The sequence below is a fragment of the Aquamicrobium sp. NLF2-7 genome (assembly GCF_022359935.1).
In the GTDB taxonomy this organism is placed as follows: domain Bacteria; phylum Pseudomonadota; class Alphaproteobacteria; order Rhizobiales; family Rhizobiaceae; genus Mesorhizobium; species Mesorhizobium lusatiense.
The window spans coordinates 2722084-2737679 of sequence record NZ_JAKSED010000001.1 but is presented as its reverse complement, the minus strand read 5'-3'; the positions used below and the strand labels follow the sequence as shown (position 1 = coordinate 2737679).

Sequence of the window (15596 nt, the reverse complement as noted above, 5' to 3'; positions counted from 1 at the left end):
GATACCAAAGCTCAACTTTAAATCCGACTGAAATACCGAAAGAAGGAGATACCCCATGGCCCAGTCCGTTTCGTGCAATAGCTGCGCTTATTACGAAGACCACATCGCCAACAGCACCAAGGTTGCCGAGAATGCCGGCCTGTGCCGCTTCAACCCGCCGGTGACGCAGCCCGAGCCGAACGCACGCGGCCTGTGGCCGGTGGTTACGGCCAGCGACTGGTGCGGCCATTTCTCCACCGAGACCCGCAACTGATTTCGGCGGGCTTCGTAAGCTTTCCACTCAAACGGCGCTTCGGCGCCGTTTTTGTTTTTTTGGAGAACGCATAAAAAAAGGCCGGACCTAAAGGCCCGGCCAAGCATGGAAAGTTAAAACCTTCCAGAGGGGAACGTGCCGGGCGCAATGGGAGGAGAACACCCGACACACCGCCCAGATAGGACTAGCCGGTTCCCGGTTCAAGTGTTTGTCTACGCTTTTTATATAATAAATTGCCGCACCTGTGGAATTTCTTGTTCCGCCACGTGAAATTCATGCTGGCGCACGGTTGTTTGGCGCGGGTCCGATCACCTTCCGCAAGGGAATATGGAAGTCCGGATGCACCGCATTGTTGCGGAACGAGACGCCCGGCCAGACCGGAAAGGACGAAAAGCCCCGGGTCGCACACGCCCTGCCGGAGATTGCCTCAGGCAACGGGCGCGCTGGAGCCTTGTCCTACACGTGAAGATGAAAAGATCTGGCGCGCCGTCAAAGCAGATATGGTGCTGAAGATGGCGCCGGAGAAAATCGGCTTGTCAAAGCGGCTTCAGGACGGCCGGGAAAACACATAGGCAACACCGACCAGCATCAGCGATGCCACCGCCACCATGAGAAGCGGGCCGGGATTGCTACCCAGCCAGAACAGAAGGAAGCCTAAGCTGCTGCCGGCGAGCGACATAAACTTGGCTTTGCGCGGTATGGCGCGGCGCACCCGCCACTCGCGAAGCGTGGGTCCGAAGCGCGGGTGATCGAGAAGCCAGAGTTCCAGCCGCCGCGACGATTTCGCAAAACACGCCGCCGCCAGAATGAGGAACGGCGTGGTCGGCAGCACTGGAAGGAACGCTCCGACAAAGCCCAGCGCCACAAAGAAAAGCCCAAGGGCGAGGAACAGGCCGCGCATCGGTGCCGAAACCGCTGTTGGTTCGCTGCTTTGTGTCTCGTCCGGCAAACTCATGTCGCGCTCATCTCCGGCAGGGAAATGCGCTTTGTCGGCCTGGGTTGCAACGGGCGATGTCATTGGTTGCGTCCTCGGTCTTCCCTGCACCACGTTCCCGCCATGTCGTGAGGACAACTGGCGGCAGTCGATGCTTTTCGGGCCGAACATCGGTCAGGAACGTTTCGCAATCAAGTGGACAAATCAGCTCAAGATTGAACCGATACCGGATCACCTGACATGTCGTCTGCGGGCGACACCGCCTATCGTTCCGGCCGCGTCCCGGAAACGGGAAGTTTTAGCCGGCGGGGCGCTCGTCGGCGATGATCTTGCCGTCATTCGGCAGGCTATCGGGTGGCACGATTTCCACCCTGCCCTTCATCTTGGTCGATGCCTGCAAAGCCTGCTCGAGAATTGCCGGCAATTCCGTGGCCGCCTCCCCGGCTTCTGCCTTCAGCACCATGTGGTCCTGCTCCGCCTCGCGCGTCACCACCAGCCGCAGCCGCCCGAGTTCAGGGTATTTTTTCGCGATCGCGGCGATCTGGGCCGGGTCGACGAACATGCCCTTGACCTTGGTGCGCTGGTCGGCGCGTCCCATCCAGCCGGCCAGCCGCTGGTTGGTGCGGCCGCACGGGCTCACGCCCGGCACAATGCGGGAAAGGTCCCCTGTACCGAAGCGCAACAGCGGATATTCAGCGCTGAGCCGCGTCACCACAACCTCGCCCACCTCGCCCTCGGCCACCGCCTCGTCGGTGCCGGGGCGCACGATCTCCACGATCAGCCCTTCATTGACGACAAGGCCCGAGCGCGCGGACGTCTCATAGGCGATGACACCAAGCTCTGCGCTGGCATAGGCCTGATAGGCATCGACGCCGCGTCCCGCCACCTCCTGTTGCAGGGACGGCGGAAAGGCTGCCCCCGAAACCAGAGCGCGCTTTATGGGGTTTTCGATGCCGGCTTCGGCGATCCTGTCGAGCAGGATCTTGAGAAAGTCGGGCGTGCCGACATAGCCGGACGGCCGCAAGGCGGCGATCGCCTCGATCTGCTGCTCGGTGTTGCCGACACCGGCTGGAATGACCGCGCAGCCCAGCGCATGGGCACCCGATTCCATGATGTAGCCACCCGGCGTGAGGTGATAGCTGAACGCGTTGTGGACGATGTCCTCGCTGCGGATGCCGGCGGCGAACAGCGCGCGCGCCGAACCCCACCAGTCCTTGCCATGGCCTTCCGGATCGAAGATCGGGCCCGGCGAGACCAGCAGCCGTTTCAGCCTGCCGGCGGAAATGGACGTGAGCCCGGCAAAGGGCGGCGCCTTGGCCTGCAAGGCAACAAGATCGCCCTTGCGGATCACCGGCACGCTCTGCAGCGCCTGCCTGTCCGCAATCGCGTCAATAGATATGCCATCCAGTTGCTGCCGCAGGGCGGGCGTTGTCTCGACCACGCCGGCAAGCAAGGTGTGCAGCGCCCCGAACAGGGCTTTTTCACGAACTTCCGGAGCCCGGGTTTCCTCGGCATCGAAATGTGCAGGCATGGGGGACATCGCCTTTCTGACGGCTTCTCTGACAGGGCCTGTGGGATCGGGCCCTGTGCGACTGGTATCGGCTGCTCAGCTCAGCCAGCGCTTGCGGCGCTTGTAGCTCTTGACGTCGCGGAACGACTTACGCCCCTCGCCGCCAATGCCGAGGTAGAATTCCTTGACGTCTTCATTGTCGCGCAACGCATCGGCAGCACCGTCCATGACGATGCGTCCGGTTTCCAGGATGTAGCCATAGGTGGCGTATTTCAACGCCATGTTGGTGTTCTGCTCGGCTACGAGAAACGACACGCCCTGCTTTGTGTTGAGGTCCTTCACGATCTCGAAGATTTCGTCGACCACCTGCGGGGCAAGACCCATGGACGGCTCGTCGAGCAGGATCATCTTCGGCCGGCTCATCATGGCGCGGCCGATGGCGCACATCTGCTGCTCGCCGCCGGAGGTGTAACCGGCCATCGAATTGCGCCGCTGCTTCAGGCGCGGGAAATAGTTGTAGATCATCTCCAGATCGTCGCGCACTGCGGCCCGGCCGTCGCGGCGGGTGAAGGCTCCGGTCAGCAGGTTTTCCTCAATGCTGAGATGGCCGAAGCAGTGGCGGCCCTCCATCACCTGGATGCAGCCGCGCCGCACCAGCTCATTGGGGCTGAGCTTGTCGATGCGCTCGCCATCGAATTCGATCGAGCCCTTCGTCACCTCCCCGCGCTCGGAATGGAGCAGGTTGGAGATGGCCTTGAGCGTCGTCGTCTTGCCGGCGCCGTTGGCGCCCAGAATGGCGACGATTCCGCCTTTCGGCACGGTCAGCGACACGCCTTTCAGCACGAGAATGACGTGGTCGTAGATGACCTCGATGTTGTTGACCGACAGGATCGGCGGCGCCGGATCCGGTTGACGGGAAACAGTATCGGCAGCGGCAGGTTCAGACATGGGTCAGCTCCGGATTGGGGCCCTTCCCCCGACTGGCTGGGCTGGCTGGCGGGGGAAGGGAAGCTGGCAAAAGCGTGAGCCTTACGAGGCGTCGCAGGCCTCGGTGCGCTCCGGCCATGGCGCGTTCTTCTCGGCGTAGGACTTCGCATCCTCGTCGAGCAGCGGAATGACCTTGTCGCTCATCGGCGCGATGTAATCGGTCACCTTCTCGAATGCGGTGCCGTTCCAGCTCTGCACGAAGTTGGACTGATGGCCGTTGTGGTCGTTGCAGGATAGCTTCAGCGGCTGGGTGAAGCCTTCAAGACCGATCTCCTTGAGGCGCGCCTCGTCGATGTTGAGGTTCTCCAGACCACGGCGTACATCCTCGCCGGTCACCACCTTGTTGCCCGTCACCTCCTGCGCGGTACGGATGGCCTCGGCGATCAGCATGGAGTTGTAGACACCGCGGTTGTACAGCACCTGCCCGACCTTGGCCTTGTCCGAGACCTGGCTCTTGCCCGCATCGACGACATATTTCTGGATGTCCTGGATAAGCGGGAAATCCGTGCCGGCGGCATGCCAGTTCAGCGTCTTGAAGCCCTTGGCGCCATCGCCGGCGCCGCGCACGTCATCCTCGCCCGGCCACCACACGGAGATGAACTTCTCCATCGGGAAGTTGGTCTTCACCGCTTCCTTGACGGCGGTGGAGTTGAGCGCGCCCCAGCCGAACAGGATCATGTAGTCGGGCCGGTCGCGGCGCACGCTCAGCCACTGCGACGACTGGTTCTGCATGTCGGCGGCAGCCACCGGATAGAGCTTGGCCTCGAAGCCGAGTTCCTTCGACAGCTGTTCGATGAGCGGCAGCGGCTCGCGCCCGAAGCTGGCGTCGAGATAGATGTAGCCGATCTTCTTGCCCTTGAGCTTGTCGACGCCGCCGCCTTCCTGATCGGCGATGTAGTTCAGGATCTGCGTGAAGCCGTCCCAGTAGGTCGCCGGCGGGTTGAAGATCCACGGGAAGACGTCGCCCTTGGCCGAGGCCGACAGGCCATAGGCCATGGACAGCACCGGGATCTTGTCGACACCGGCCTTCTGGATCAGCGGCAGCGTGATGCCGGTGGACCATGGATTGACCATGACAGGCTTCTTCGGCTTCACGGCCTCGTAGCATTCGAGGCCCTTCTTGGTATCATAGCCGGTCTCGCATTCCTCGATCACCAGCTTGACGCCGCCGATGCCGCCATCACGCTCGTTGAGCATGGTGAGATAGTCGTGCATGCCGTCGGCGATCGGCGCGCCCGAGCCGGCGAAGGCTCCGGTGCGATAGGTGAACAGCGGCACGTAGATCGAATCTTCTGCGTTGGCCGCCTCGATGGCCGGCATGGCCAGCATCGATGCGGCTGAAAGTGCCAGTATCATTTTTTTCAGTGACATTTTCATTCTCCTCCGGTTTCCACTCCCACCACGTGCACCGCCCCTCAGTAAGGGAACGGCCACACGCGAAGCTTCTGTTTTGTTATCTGCCAGAGCCGGGCCAGTCCGTGCGGCTCGACGATGAGGAAGAAGATGATGAGCCCGCCGACGATCAGATAGGTCAGGTGCTCGACAGTGGCCGCAGCCACCGGCAACCCCAGCGATTCCGGCAGGGCGCGGATGACGATCGGCAATATGTGGATCAGCGCAGCGCCCATGAAGGAGCCGATCAGGGAGCCCAGACCACCGATGATGACCATGAACAGCAGCAGGAACGACAGCTTGATGTCGAACGCGGATGGCTCCGCAGCACTCAGCCACAGGAACACCATCAGAGCGCCCGCCACGCCGCAGTAGAAGGACGAGACGGCGAAGGCGAGCAGCTTGGCCGGCAACAGACGGATGCCCATGAGCTGGGCGGCAATATCCATGTCGCGCACGGCCATCCATGTGCGCCCGATGCGTCCATGGACGATGTTGGAGGCAATCAGCGTCATCACCACCACGACGCCCAGCACCACGTAATAGCGGTTGACCGGGGTGGCCATCGGCCCGGTGATGGCGATGCCGAACAGGGTGCGGCCCGACACCTCGATGGCGCCCGACGGATTGTAATTGTAGAGCCAGGCCACACGCACGAAGCACCATTGCAGGAAGAACTGCGCGGCAAGCGTAGCAACGGCGAGATAGAACCCCTTGATGCGCAGCGACGGCAGGCCGAACAGAACGCCGATGCCGGCCGAAAAGAAGCCCGAGCACAGGATCCACACCAGAATGTTCACCTGCGGGAACAGCGTGGAAAGCTTGTAGGTGGCATAGGCGCCCACGCCCATGAAGCCGGCCGTGCCGAGCGACAAAAGCCCGGTATAGCCGACGAGGATGTTCAGCCCGATCGCACCGAGGGACAGGATCAGGAACGGGATCATCACCGAAGCGAGCAGGAACTCGCTGCCGAACATGGGGATCAGGACAAAGGCGATGGCCATGATGATGGCGAGGCCGTAGCGGTCCTGAAGGATCGGGAAGACTGCGGAGTCTGCCGCGTAGCTTTGCTTGAACTGGCCGGTTTCGCGATAGAACATCGTGTCAGATCCGTTCGATTATCTTGTCGCCGAACAGGCCCTGCGGCCGGTACAGCAGGAACACCAGGGCGATCACATAGGCGAGCCAGCTCTCGATGCCGCCGCCGAGCAGCGGGCCCCAGTAGAACTCGCCGAGCTTCTCGCCGATGCCGATGATGAGCCCGCCGACGATGGCGCCGGGCACCGAGGTGAAACCGCCGAGCACGAGAACCGGCAGCGCCTTCAGCGCCACGATCTCCAGCGCGAAGGAGACGTCCGAGCGCGCGCCCCACATGATGCCGGTGACCAGCGCCACGAGACCAGCGGCGAACCACACGATCACCCAGATCTGGTTGAGCGAAATACCGACCGAAAGGGCCGCCTTGTGGCTGTCGGCAACGGCACGCAAGGCACGGCCGATGCGCGTCTTCTGGAAGAACAGCGCCAGCCCCACGATCATCAGCGAGGCGATGACGGCGGCGGCGATGTCGATCTTCTGCAGGCTCACCAGACCGCCCAGCATCTCGATGTCGACGGAACCGCTGGGCAGGAACAATTCATTGGCGATCATCTGCTTGGGGTCGCCGCCGAACACGATCTCGCCGAAGCCGATCAGCACATAGGTGATGCCGAAGGTAGCCATGAACAGGATGATGTCAGGCTGGTTGACCAGCGGGCGCAGCACCACGCGCTCGACCAGCATGGCCAGCACCAGCATGACGCCGGCCGCCAGAAGCAGCGCGAGGAATGCGGCGGCGTGGCCGGAAAAGCCCCATGAGGAGAATTTTGCGTAGAAGCCGACAAGGGTAAGTGCAGAAAACACCACCATGATGCCTTGCGCGAAATTGAAGACGCCGGATGCCTTGAAGATCAGCACGAAGCCCAGCGCGATCAGCGCATAGAGCACACCCGAGACCAGCCCCTCCCACAGGGTCTGCACGAGCAGATCGGGCATCTGCACCATCTGCACGAACGGGTCGATGAATATATTGTAGAGCATCGATCCTCCCTGATCGACGACAGCGCCGTCACGAACGGCGTGGCGTATCCTCGCGTTTCAGTGTCCGACGCCCAGATAGGCGTCGATGACCTTCGGATCCGCCTTCACCTCCTCAGGCGTTCCGTCTGCAATCTTGTGTCCGTATTCCAGAACCACCACCCGGTCGGACAGGTCCATGACCACGCCGATGTCGTGCTCGATGAGGGCGATGGTGGTGCCGAAATGCCGGTTGAGATCGAGGATGTAGCGGCACATATCCTCCTTCTCTTCCATGTTCATGCCGGCCATCGGCTCGTCGAGCAGCAGCAACTCCGGCTCCATGGCGAGCGCCCGGCCAAGCTCCACGCGCTTCTGCAAACCGTAGGGCAGTTTCCCCACCGGCGTCTTGCGGATCGCCTCGATCTGCAGGAAGTCGATGATGTCCTCGACATGGCGGCGATGGTCGATCTCCTCGCGCATGGCGGGGCCGAAGCGCAGCATCTGCCAGAACAGGCCGCGATGCATGCGCAGCGTGCGCCCGACCATGATGTTGTCGAGCGTCGACATGCCGCGAAACAGCGCCACGTTCTGGAAGGTGCGGGCGATGCCCTGGCTGGCAGCCTGATAGGGGCGCATGCGCGAACGGGTCTGGCCCTTGTAGGTGATGCGGCCCTGCTGCGGATGATAGAAGCCGTTGATCACGTTGAGCATCGAGGTCTTGCCGGCGCCGTTGGGACCGATGATGGCGCGGATTTCGCCTTTGCGAATATCGAACGAGACATCGGTGATCGCCTTGACGCCGCCGAAGGCGAGCGACACGCCGTCCACGGCAAGCAGGGTTTCCCCCTTGGCGTTGGTGGTGCTGCTCATGCCGCGGCCTCCAGCGTGCCGGTTTCGACGGTCGCGGCATCGGCAATCTTCACCCGCGCCGAGATCACGCCCTTGCGGCCGTCCTCGAAGGTCACTTCCGTCGAGATGTCGGCGGCTTCGGCACCGTTGTAGAGCGCATCGACCAGCGGCTTGTAGCGCTCGGCGATGAAGCCGCGCCGCACCTTCTGGGTGCGCGTCATCTCGCCATCGTCGGCGTCGAGCTCCTTGTGCAGGATGAGGAAACGGCGGATCTGGGCGGCGGCCATGCGCGGCTCGGTGGCAAGCGAGCGGTTCACTTCCTCCACATGTCCCGCGCAGATGGCGTAGACCTCGGGGCGCTGCGCCAGCTCCTGATAGGAGGCATAGGGAATGTTGTTGCGCTCGGCCCAGTTGCCCACCGCCGTCAGGTCGATGTTGAGCATGCAGGTGACGAAGTCGCTGTCCTGCCCGAAAGCCACGGCTTCCTTGATGTTCGGGAAGAACTTCAGCTTGTTCTCGATGTATTTCGGCGCGAACATCGCGCCAGAGCGCAGACGCCCCACATCCTTGGCGCGATCAATGATGGTGAGATGGCCGTCCTCGTCGAAGAAGCCGGCATCGCCGGTGCGCACATAGCCGTCCTCGGTCACGGTTTCGGCAGTGCGCTCATCGTCCTTGTAATAGCCGATGAACTGGCCGGGCGAACGATACAGAACCTCGCCATCCTCGTTGATGCGGATTTCCACATTCGGCGTCGCCGGTCCCACCGTGCCGACGCGGATATGACCGTCGGGATGGGCGGTCACATAGAGGAAGGCTTCGGTCTGGCCGTAAAGCTGCTTCAGATTGATGCCGAGAGAGCGGTAGAAGGAAAAGAGATCGGGGCCGATCGCCTCGCCTGCCGTGTAGGCCACGCGGATACGGGAAAAGCCGAGCACGTTCTTAAGCGGCGCATAAACCAGCAGATTGCCGAGCCCGTAACCGAGACGCGCGGTAAACGGCACTTTTTCGCCATCGAGAATCTTCTCGCCCCAGCGCCGGGCAAAACCGATGAAATAGTTGAACATGCGCCGCTTCAGCGCGCCGGCATCTTCCATGCGGATGGTGACGCGGGTCAGCAGCGCCTCGAACACGCGCGGCGGCGCGAAGTAGAAGCTCGGCCCGATCTCCTGAAGGTTCGTTTCCACCGTCTCGCGGCTTTCAGGACAGGCGACGCAGAAACCCGACACCAGCGACTGCGCATAGTTGAGATAGTGGTCGCCCACCCATGCCAGCGGCAGATAGGCCAGAACCTCGTCGCGATCCGTGAGCTTGTCGAACGTCACCGTATCGCGCGCTGCCGCGATGGAGCGGCCGGCCGACAGGAGCACGCCCTTGGAACGCCCAGTGGTGCCGGAGGTGTAAAGAATGATAGAAATGTCATCGGCGCTGCCGCGATCGCGCTCGGCATCGATGGCAGCGGCAAACTGCGCATCGGAAGCCAGCAGCTTCCGTCCCTTTTCGATGATGCCGGCAACGGCGTGAAGGCGGCTGTGATCATAATCGCGCAAGCCGCGCGGCTCGTCATAGAGCACCACGCGCAGCTTCGGCACCTGCTCCTGGATCGTCAGGATCTTGTCGACCTGCTCCTGGTCCTGCACCACCGCGAAGCCGACTTCGGCATGGTCGAGGACATAGGCCATCTCGTCTGCAACGGCATCGGCATAGACCGGCACCGGAATGGCGCCCAGCCACTGGGCCGCGAGGATGGTCCAGTACATGGCCGGCCGGTTCTCGCCGATCACGGCAACCGTCGCGCCGCGTTCAAGGCCGAGATCGCGCAGTCCCGCCGCATAGGCGCGGATGGCTTCGGCCATTTCGCGCCATGTCCATGTGTGCCAGATACCCAGATCCTTGTGACGCATCGCCGGGCGGTCAGGTCGCACACGAGCGTGCTCGCACAAGAGCTTGGCAAACGTATCGGGCATTGGCATCTCACTCCCTGGTGCCAAGGCAACTCCTCCTGATGTCCTGCCGGACCGCCCTTCAGCCTGATGGCCGCATGAAGGACGCTCCAGCACTTTGACGAAGCAACGGACGAAACCGAAAAGCGGCTCCTCCTTCGACCCGATGCTTTGTCGCGGGTGCTGATCCCGACTGTTGAACAGAGCTTGCAAGCACAGACGCAGTTTTTCAACTGCCGCCTTGACAGACAGAACGCATTGTTGAATGTATTCTAACGGAGATATGTGTGACTTTTGCGGCTCCGATGAACAAGCTGGTCACATAACTCCTTGAAGGCGATGGATTATTCGCCGTAGAAGCGCAGCTCTTCCAGCTTCAGTATCGTTACCGTGCCGCCCTCGCTCCGCAGCAGGCCGGCTTTTTCCAGTTCCTGCAAAACACGGTTGGCGACCGGGCGCGACACGCCCGCCAGCAGGCCGATTTCTTCCTGGCTGATCTCGATCTGCGTGCCCATGAACGGGCTGATCACCGGGTTGAACAGCGACGCCAGACTGCGCGCCACACGGCCGGCCGAATCAAGTGTGCGGTCATGCTCGACCTGCGCGATGAACTGGCCGAGCCGCTCGTTGATGAGGCGCACCAGAAGCCGGTCGAAGGCGACGCTGTTCTCGTACAGCCAGAAAAAGGTGGCCCGGTTGAGCAGGGCAAGCTGCGTGCGGCGGAGTGCCAGAACGTCATACTGGCGCGGCTCGTCCTTGAGCAGGGAGCCCTCCCCGAACCAGCAGCTCGGCGGCAGGCCGGCATAGGTCACGGCCTTGCCGGAGGTGGTGATCGAACCCAGCCGAAGAAGCCCGCTGACGACGCCGATCCAGTTGTCGATGCGGTCGCCGCGATGAATGAAATAGCGGCCCGATTCGATGGCGCGAAAGGTGATGCCGCGCCGTGCCCGCTCCTGCTCGTCGGGCGGCAGTTCACGCGCCCAGAACACCGACGTCAGAAATTGCTCCTCGCTGATCATTCACGCTCCCGACCGTTATGCAGAACATGTGCGTATCACGGCCCCGCGGCAATAGTCACCTTGGCCGAAAGTCATTGAAGCATGTGCAAAATGCATTACGTACGTATGGAATGAAAATCTGAGTTTGCCGATCAAAATAAGAAAGGTTCACCATGCCGGTATCCAGCGCAATCGTCACCACTGAGAATGGCAGCCGCTACCTGCAGCAATTGTGCAAGCACTGGTCCCACCGCTTCGAGGTGAATTTCGATCCGCAGCAAGGACGTATCAAATTCGCCGAGGGTGAAGTGATCACGCTGACCGCCAGCCCCGACAAGCTCGATGTCCGGATCGAAGCCGACGATGCAGAGCGCCTGCCCGAGCTCAACCGGGTGGTGGAAGCCCATATCGTGCGCTACGCTTTCCGCGAGACGCTCGAATTCAACTGGTCCTGACGGGATCCGCCATGTCCCGCCGCAAGAAAATCGATCGTGACAGGCTGCTCGACCTCGCCGAGGCCATCGTTCGCGAGCGCGGGGCCGCAGCGCTGACCGTGGCGGCCCTTGCCCGCGCGGCGGGCATCACCAATGGCGGTGTTCAATACAGCTTCGCCACCAAGGAACACCTTCTCGCGGCCATGTACGATCGCTGGAGCGAGGACTACGACGCGCAGGTGGCCGCCATGACCGGCGGCAGCACCGACCATGCCACCATACTACGCGCCCAGATAAAGATCATCCAGCAGGAGGAATACGATCAGGCCTCCCTTGATCGCTCCGCCGTCATGATGGCGGTTCTCATGCAGTCACCCGAGCAGATGGAACGCTATCGCAGGGAATGTACTGCGCGCCTCGATGGTCTCGATTTTGCCCGCGAAGATCACCGACGCCTGCTTACGGCACTGATGGCAGTGGAAGGCGCATTCATGATGCGCGGCTTTGGATTTATGACCTTCACCGATGCAGCCTGGAAGGGACTGGAAAACGAAATCGACAGCATGCTGACGAATTTACAAAAGAATGCCTGATTTCCGCCAGATTCGGAATGGATTCAGGCTTCTTATAAATACATACGTATTGAATTAATCAAACCGACTCTTCAGGTGCTCTTATGTCTTCCAGGTGGATCGTGCTGGCTATCGTCTCCAGTGCGCTTTTCATGATCAGCATCGACATGACGGTGCTGCACACGGCGCTGCCGCGCGTGGTGCATGATCTCGACGCGACGAATTCCCAGAAACTGTGGATGATCAACGCCTATTCGCTGGTGATGGCCGGGCTGCTGCCGGGCTTCGGCACGCTCGGCGACCGCATCGGCCATCGCCGCGTCTTCATGTGGGGGCTGGTGGTGTTCGGCGCGGCCTCGCTGCTGGCTGCCTTCGCACCGACCGCCGGGCTGCTGATCGTGGCGCGTTCGCTGCTCGCCGTCGGCGCGGCAATGATGATGCCGGCGACGATCTCCCTGCTGCGCCTTACCTTTCAGGAGGACAGCGAACGCGCCATCGCCATCGGCATATGGGGCTCGATCGCCTCGGGTGCCGCGGCCATCGGTCCGCTGATCGGCGGCGCATTGCTTGGCTATTTCTGGTGGGGATCGGTGTTTCTCATCAACGTGCCGGTGGTGCTGGTTGCGCTGGTGCTGGCCCGCCGCTATGTGCCGGATTACCCCGGCGACCCGGAACGCCACTGGGATCTTTGGACCTCGGCGCTGGTGACCGTCGCGCTGGTCGCCCTGATCTATGGGCTGAAGGAAGCCATGAAGCCGGACGCCGATTTCGTGCAGGCGCTCGCCGCTGCCGGCATCGGCCTGCTGTTCGGCTCGCTGTTCTGCCGGCGCCAGCGGGGGCTGCCTTCCCCGCTGATCGACTTCACGCTGTTTCGCAACAAGCGCTTTGCCGCCGGCACGGCGGCCGCGCTCATCGCCAGCCTTGCGCTGATGGGCGTGGAATTCGTGTTCAGCCAGCAATTGCAGCTCTCGCGCGGTTATTCGCCTTTGCAGGCGGGCCTGTTCCTGCTGCCGATCGCTGTTGCCGCCATCGTGGCCGGCCCCCTCGCCGGGTCCGTGCTCATGCGGGTCGGCATGGAGCGCATGCTGGCCGCAACCATGTCCATGACGGCGCTCGGCCTGTTGCTTCTGGCCTTGTCGGCAGACGCCCCCTTCCTGTGGCAGGCGGCGGTGCTTGCCCTGCTAGGGCTCGGCGCCGGCGGCGCCATGTCGGCGGCGTCTACCGCCATCATGATCAACGCCCCGGAGAACCGTGCCGGAATGGCAGGCTCCGTCGAATCGGTTGCCTATGAGCTGGGTGGCACGCTGGGGGTCGCCATACTTGGCAGCCTAGTGGCGGCGATCTACAGCCTCACGCTGACGACCCCTGCGGAGATCGCGCCGGGTTCGCTCGTGCGCGACAGCATCGATCAGGCGCTGCTTGCAGCCGAAACCTTGCCGGCGGACGCCGCTGCACGGCTGACAGATGCGGCCCGCGCCGCCTTCGACACGGGCGCGCTGGTGGCCTATGGGCTGGCAGCGGCGCTGGTCGCAGCCCTTGCACTGGGCATTGCCCTGATGGCGCGCCGGCAGGGCGAGGAGGCCGCTCCGTCCTCGGGCAAAGCCTGAGAAAACGGCAGCGATCGCCGTTCATGACATTTGCCCGCGCCCCGGTTTCCAGCTAAGACGCGCCGACCCTTCAAGCCATGGGAACTGGACGAATGACGGAACCGGACGCCAACGCCGAAATGCAGGCAGCGCTTCTTTCGCGGGCGCTGCCTTACATGCAGCGCTACGAAAACAAGACCGTGGTGGTGAAATATGGCGGCCATGCCATGGGCAACATCGAGCTCGGCCGTGCCTTCGCCCGCGACATCGCCCTGCTCAAGCAGTCGGGCGTCAACCCGATCGTCGTGCATGGCGGCGGTCCGCAGATCGGCTCCATGCTGGAGCGCATGGGCATCGAATCCAAATTCGAGGGGGGCCTGCGCGTCACCGACCAGAAGACGGTCGAGATCGTCGAGATGGTTCTGGCCGGCTCGATCAACAAGGAGATCGTCGCCCTCATCAACGCCGAAGGCGAATGGGCCATCGGCCTGTGCGGCAAGGACGGCAACATGGTCTTCGCCCAGAAGGCGCGCAAGACCGTGAAGGATCCCGATTCCAACATCGAGCGCGTGCTGGATCTGGGTTTTGTCGGCGAGCCGGTGGAAGTCGACCGCACCCTGCTCGACCTTCTGGCCCGCTCGGAAATGATCCCGGTGATCGCCCCGGTCGCGCCCGGCCGCGACGGCCACACCTACAACATCAATGCCGACACCTTCGCCGGCGCCATCGCGGGCGCCCTCAACGCCACCCGCCTTCTGTTCCTGACCGACGTGCCCGGCGTGCTCGACAAGGACAAGAAGCTGATCGACGAGCTGACCGTGTCGCAGGCGCGCAAGCTGATCGCCGACGGCACCATTTCCGGCGGCATGATCCCCAAGGTGGAAACCTGCATCGAGGCGATCGAGCGCGGCGTGGAAGGCGTGGTCATCCTCAATGGCAAGACCGCCCATTCCGTGTTGCTCGAACTGTTCACAGAACATGGCGCGGGCACGCTGATCGTGCCCTGACAGCTTTTTTGGGAAACGCCACCGGAATTGTTTCAGGTGGCGTTTTTTCTGTCCAGAGCCGTTCAGTGCTTCACGGAATCACTGAACGGCTCGAAGTCTTTGGTTTGTCGCGTTTCCGAACCGGAAAAACGTTTCCACTTTTCCTAGAAACACTCCGGCACCATGCGGCGCTTTCAGGCCGCCTCGGTGTCCTTCTTGTCGGAACCGAAGATCACCAGATTGCGGCCCCGGTTCTTGGCTTCGTAGAGCCGCCGGTCTGCCGCGCGCATCATTTCCGAAACGCTTGCACCCGGCACGCAGACGGTGCCTCCGATGGAGACGGTGAGCGGAATGATCCGGTCGCCTTCGACGCGGAAGCGAATCATCTCCACCTGCTGGCGGATACGCTCGGCAACGCGGGTTGCTTCTTCCGCATTCGCCCCCACGAGAAAAGCCGCGAATTCTTCGCCGCCGATGCGGCCAAGCACGTCGCCGCTGCGCACACCGCCGCGCAGGGCGGCCACGATCTGGAGTAGCGCCTCATCGCCGGCCAGATGGCCGAACCGGTCGTTGATGGACTTGAAATGGTCGGCATCGATGATCAGCAGGGCGCCGGAGTCGGTCTTCCGGCGCGAGCGCTCCAGAACGCCGAAGAAGCTTTCGCGGTTGAGCATGCCGGTCATGTCATCATGGCGCGCCTTCTCGGCCAGACGCCGATGCGCCGCTGCAAGCTGGGCATGTGCGCGCGACAGATCGCGATGGGCCGCCTGAAGCTTCTCGTTCTGCCAGAACATGTGGGCACTCGCCGGCCAGGCGATGACGAGAGGACACACGATGCACATCAAAAGGCCCAGGCTGCCGACGGTGGCGTCGAAAAACGACAACACCAGCGCGGCAACAAGGACGGAGCCGCCCGCCGAGGCGACCGCTACGCAAAAGCCCTTGAAGATTACACGACGCATACCCACCCCTCGATTGCCGGTCTTATGGCAACAAGTTCTGAACTTCAGATTTCCATGCTGGCAAAAACTTGCCCCACCAGTTCGTGTATGGACTTCATCGTGCCTGAACGGTTGATGAATATACACCCAGCA

The 15596-nt window shown here is 62.3% G+C and carries 15 protein-coding genes; 5 read left to right on the top strand and 10 right to left on the bottom strand.

Annotation, left to right across the window (positions count from 1 at the left end):
- The first annotated feature begins 55 nt into the window (after positions 1–55).
- A complete protein-coding gene (locus MIC97_RS13465) occupies positions 56–253 on the top strand; it encodes a hypothetical protein (protein ID WP_183827023.1) in 198 nt (65 codons plus the stop codon).
- Positions 254–800: 547 nt separating this feature from the next.
- Here the strand turns inward: MIC97_RS13465 and MIC97_RS13460 are convergent.
- The 9 genes from MIC97_RS13460 to MIC97_RS13420 all read right to left on the bottom strand — a co-directional run bounded on the left by MIC97_RS13460 (position 801) and on the right by MIC97_RS13420 (position 10945).
- Positions 801–1154 (bottom strand): YbaN family protein, encoded by a 354-nt coding sequence (locus MIC97_RS13460; RefSeq protein WP_239801134.1) that lies wholly within the window; start codon positions 1152–1154, stop codon positions 801–803.
- 331 nt (positions 1155–1485) lie between these two features.
- Entirely contained in the window at positions 1486–2718 is a 1233-nt protein-coding gene (locus MIC97_RS13455) for an AMP-binding protein (RefSeq protein ID WP_239800441.1), read from the bottom strand.
- 75 nt (positions 2719–2793) lie between these two features.
- The gene (locus MIC97_RS13450; RefSeq protein ID WP_239800440.1) at positions 2794–3645 is read right to left on the bottom strand and encodes an ABC transporter ATP-binding protein; all 852 of its coding nucleotides are present in this window, start codon (positions 3643–3645) and stop codon (positions 2794–2796) included.
- Between the two features lie 81 nt (positions 3646–3726).
- Positions 3727–5055, bottom strand: a complete 1329-nt coding sequence (locus tag MIC97_RS13445; protein ID WP_239800439.1) for an ABC transporter substrate-binding protein — start codon at positions 5053–5055, stop codon at positions 3727–3729.
- 44 nt (positions 5056–5099) lie between these two features.
- Positions 5100–6176 (bottom strand): branched-chain amino acid ABC transporter permease, encoded by a 1077-nt coding sequence (locus MIC97_RS13440; RefSeq protein WP_183827011.1) that lies wholly within the window; start codon positions 6174–6176, stop codon positions 5100–5102.
- A gap of 4 nt (positions 6177–6180) precedes the next feature.
- Positions 6181–7155, bottom strand: a complete 975-nt coding sequence (locus MIC97_RS13435) for a branched-chain amino acid ABC transporter permease (protein ID WP_183827008.1) — start codon at positions 7153–7155, stop codon at positions 6181–6183.
- Positions 7156–7212: 57 nt separating this feature from the next.
- The gene (locus MIC97_RS13430; protein WP_183827005.1) at positions 7213–8004 is read right to left on the bottom strand and encodes an ABC transporter ATP-binding protein; all 792 of its coding nucleotides are present in this window, start codon (positions 8002–8004) and stop codon (positions 7213–7215) included.
- The gene (locus tag MIC97_RS13425; protein ID WP_239800438.1) at positions 8001–9950 is read right to left on the bottom strand and encodes an AMP-binding protein; all 1950 of its coding nucleotides are present in this window, start codon (positions 9948–9950) and stop codon (positions 8001–8003) included. The genes MIC97_RS13430 and MIC97_RS13425 overlap by 4 nt, the downstream gene beginning before the upstream one ends.
- Positions 9951–10270: 320 nt before the next feature.
- Positions 10271–10945: a Crp/Fnr family transcriptional regulator gene (locus MIC97_RS13420; RefSeq protein ID WP_239800437.1), complete on the bottom strand. Its 675-nt coding sequence runs from the start codon at positions 10943–10945 to the stop codon at positions 10271–10273.
- Positions 10946–11097: 152 nt separating this feature from the next.
- Here MIC97_RS13420 and MIC97_RS13415 point away from each other — a divergent pair, with 152 nt between their 5' ends.
- The 4 genes from MIC97_RS13415 (at position 11098) to argB (ending at position 14523) form a co-directional block, all read left to right on the top strand.
- A complete protein-coding gene (locus MIC97_RS13415) occupies positions 11098–11379 on the top strand; it encodes a DUF2218 domain-containing protein (RefSeq protein WP_239800436.1) in 282 nt (93 codons plus the stop codon).
- An 11-nt stretch (positions 11380–11390) separates the two neighbouring features.
- Positions 11391–11951, top strand: coding sequence for a TetR/AcrR family transcriptional regulator (locus MIC97_RS13410; RefSeq protein ID WP_239800435.1), 561 nt, complete (start codon positions 11391–11393; stop codon positions 11949–11951).
- Between the two features lie 83 nt (positions 11952–12034).
- Positions 12035–13537: an MFS transporter gene (locus MIC97_RS13405; RefSeq protein WP_239800434.1), complete on the top strand. Its 1503-nt coding sequence runs from the start codon at positions 12035–12037 to the stop codon at positions 13535–13537.
- Positions 13538–13629: 92 nt separating this feature from the next.
- On the top strand, positions 13630–14523 hold the full coding sequence (gene argB, locus MIC97_RS13400; protein WP_183826990.1) for an acetylglutamate kinase: 894 nt from the start codon (positions 13630–13632) through the stop codon (positions 14521–14523).
- A gap of 173 nt (positions 14524–14696) precedes the next feature.
- Here the strand turns inward: argB and MIC97_RS13395 are convergent, their stop codons facing one another.
- Entirely contained in the window at positions 14697–15464 is a 768-nt protein-coding gene (locus tag MIC97_RS13395; protein ID WP_183826987.1) for a GGDEF domain-containing protein, read from the bottom strand.
- Positions 15465–15596 lie beyond the last annotated feature (132 nt).

Bases quoted from the DNA above. Each gene is read 5' to 3' on its own strand.
- MIC97_RS13430 (WP_183827005.1), bottom strand. From the start codon at position 8,004: ATGAGCAGCACCACCAACGCCAAGGGGGAAACCCTGCTTGCCGTGGAC.
- MIC97_RS13435 (WP_183827008.1), bottom strand. From the start codon at position 7,155: ATGCTCTACAATATATTCATCGACCCGTTCGTGCAGATGGTGCAGATG.
- MIC97_RS13415 (WP_239800436.1), top strand. From the start codon at position 11,098: ATGCCGGTATCCAGCGCAATCGTCACCACTGAGAATGGCAGCCGCTAC.
- MIC97_RS13450 (WP_239800440.1), bottom strand. From the start codon at position 3,645: ATGTCTGAACCTGCCGCTGCCGATACTGTTTCCCGTCAACCGGATCCG.
- MIC97_RS13465 (WP_183827023.1), top strand. From the start codon at position 56: ATGGCCCAGTCCGTTTCGTGCAATAGCTGCGCTTATTACGAAGACCAC.
- MIC97_RS13455 (WP_239800441.1), bottom strand. From the start codon at position 2,718: ATGCCTGCACATTTCGATGCCGAGGAAACCCGGGCTCCGGAAGTTCGT.
- MIC97_RS13445 (WP_239800439.1), bottom strand. From the start codon at position 5,055: ATGTCACTGAAAAAAATGATACTGGCACTTTCAGCCGCATCGATGCTG.
- MIC97_RS13425 (WP_239800438.1), bottom strand. From the start codon at position 9,950: ATGCCCGATACGTTTGCCAAGCTCTTGTGCGAGCACGCTCGTGTGCGA.
- MIC97_RS13420 (WP_239800437.1), bottom strand. From the start codon at position 10,945: ATGATCAGCGAGGAGCAATTTCTGACGTCGGTGTTCTGGGCGCGTGAA.
- MIC97_RS13440 (WP_183827011.1), bottom strand. From the start codon at position 6,176: ATGTTCTATCGCGAAACCGGCCAGTTCAAGCAAAGCTACGCGGCAGAC.
- MIC97_RS13410 (WP_239800435.1), top strand. From the start codon at position 11,391: ATGTCCCGCCGCAAGAAAATCGATCGTGACAGGCTGCTCGACCTCGCC.
- argB (WP_183826990.1), top strand. From the start codon at position 13,630: ATGACGGAACCGGACGCCAACGCCGAAATGCAGGCAGCGCTTCTTTCG.
- MIC97_RS13405 (WP_239800434.1), top strand. From the start codon at position 12,035: ATGTCTTCCAGGTGGATCGTGCTGGCTATCGTCTCCAGTGCGCTTTTC.
- MIC97_RS13460 (WP_239801134.1), bottom strand. From the start codon at position 1,154: ATGCGCGGCCTGTTCCTCGCCCTTGGGCTTTTCTTTGTGGCGCTGGGC.
- MIC97_RS13395 (WP_183826987.1), bottom strand. From the start codon at position 15,464: ATGCGTCGTGTAATCTTCAAGGGCTTTTGCGTAGCGGTCGCCTCGGCG.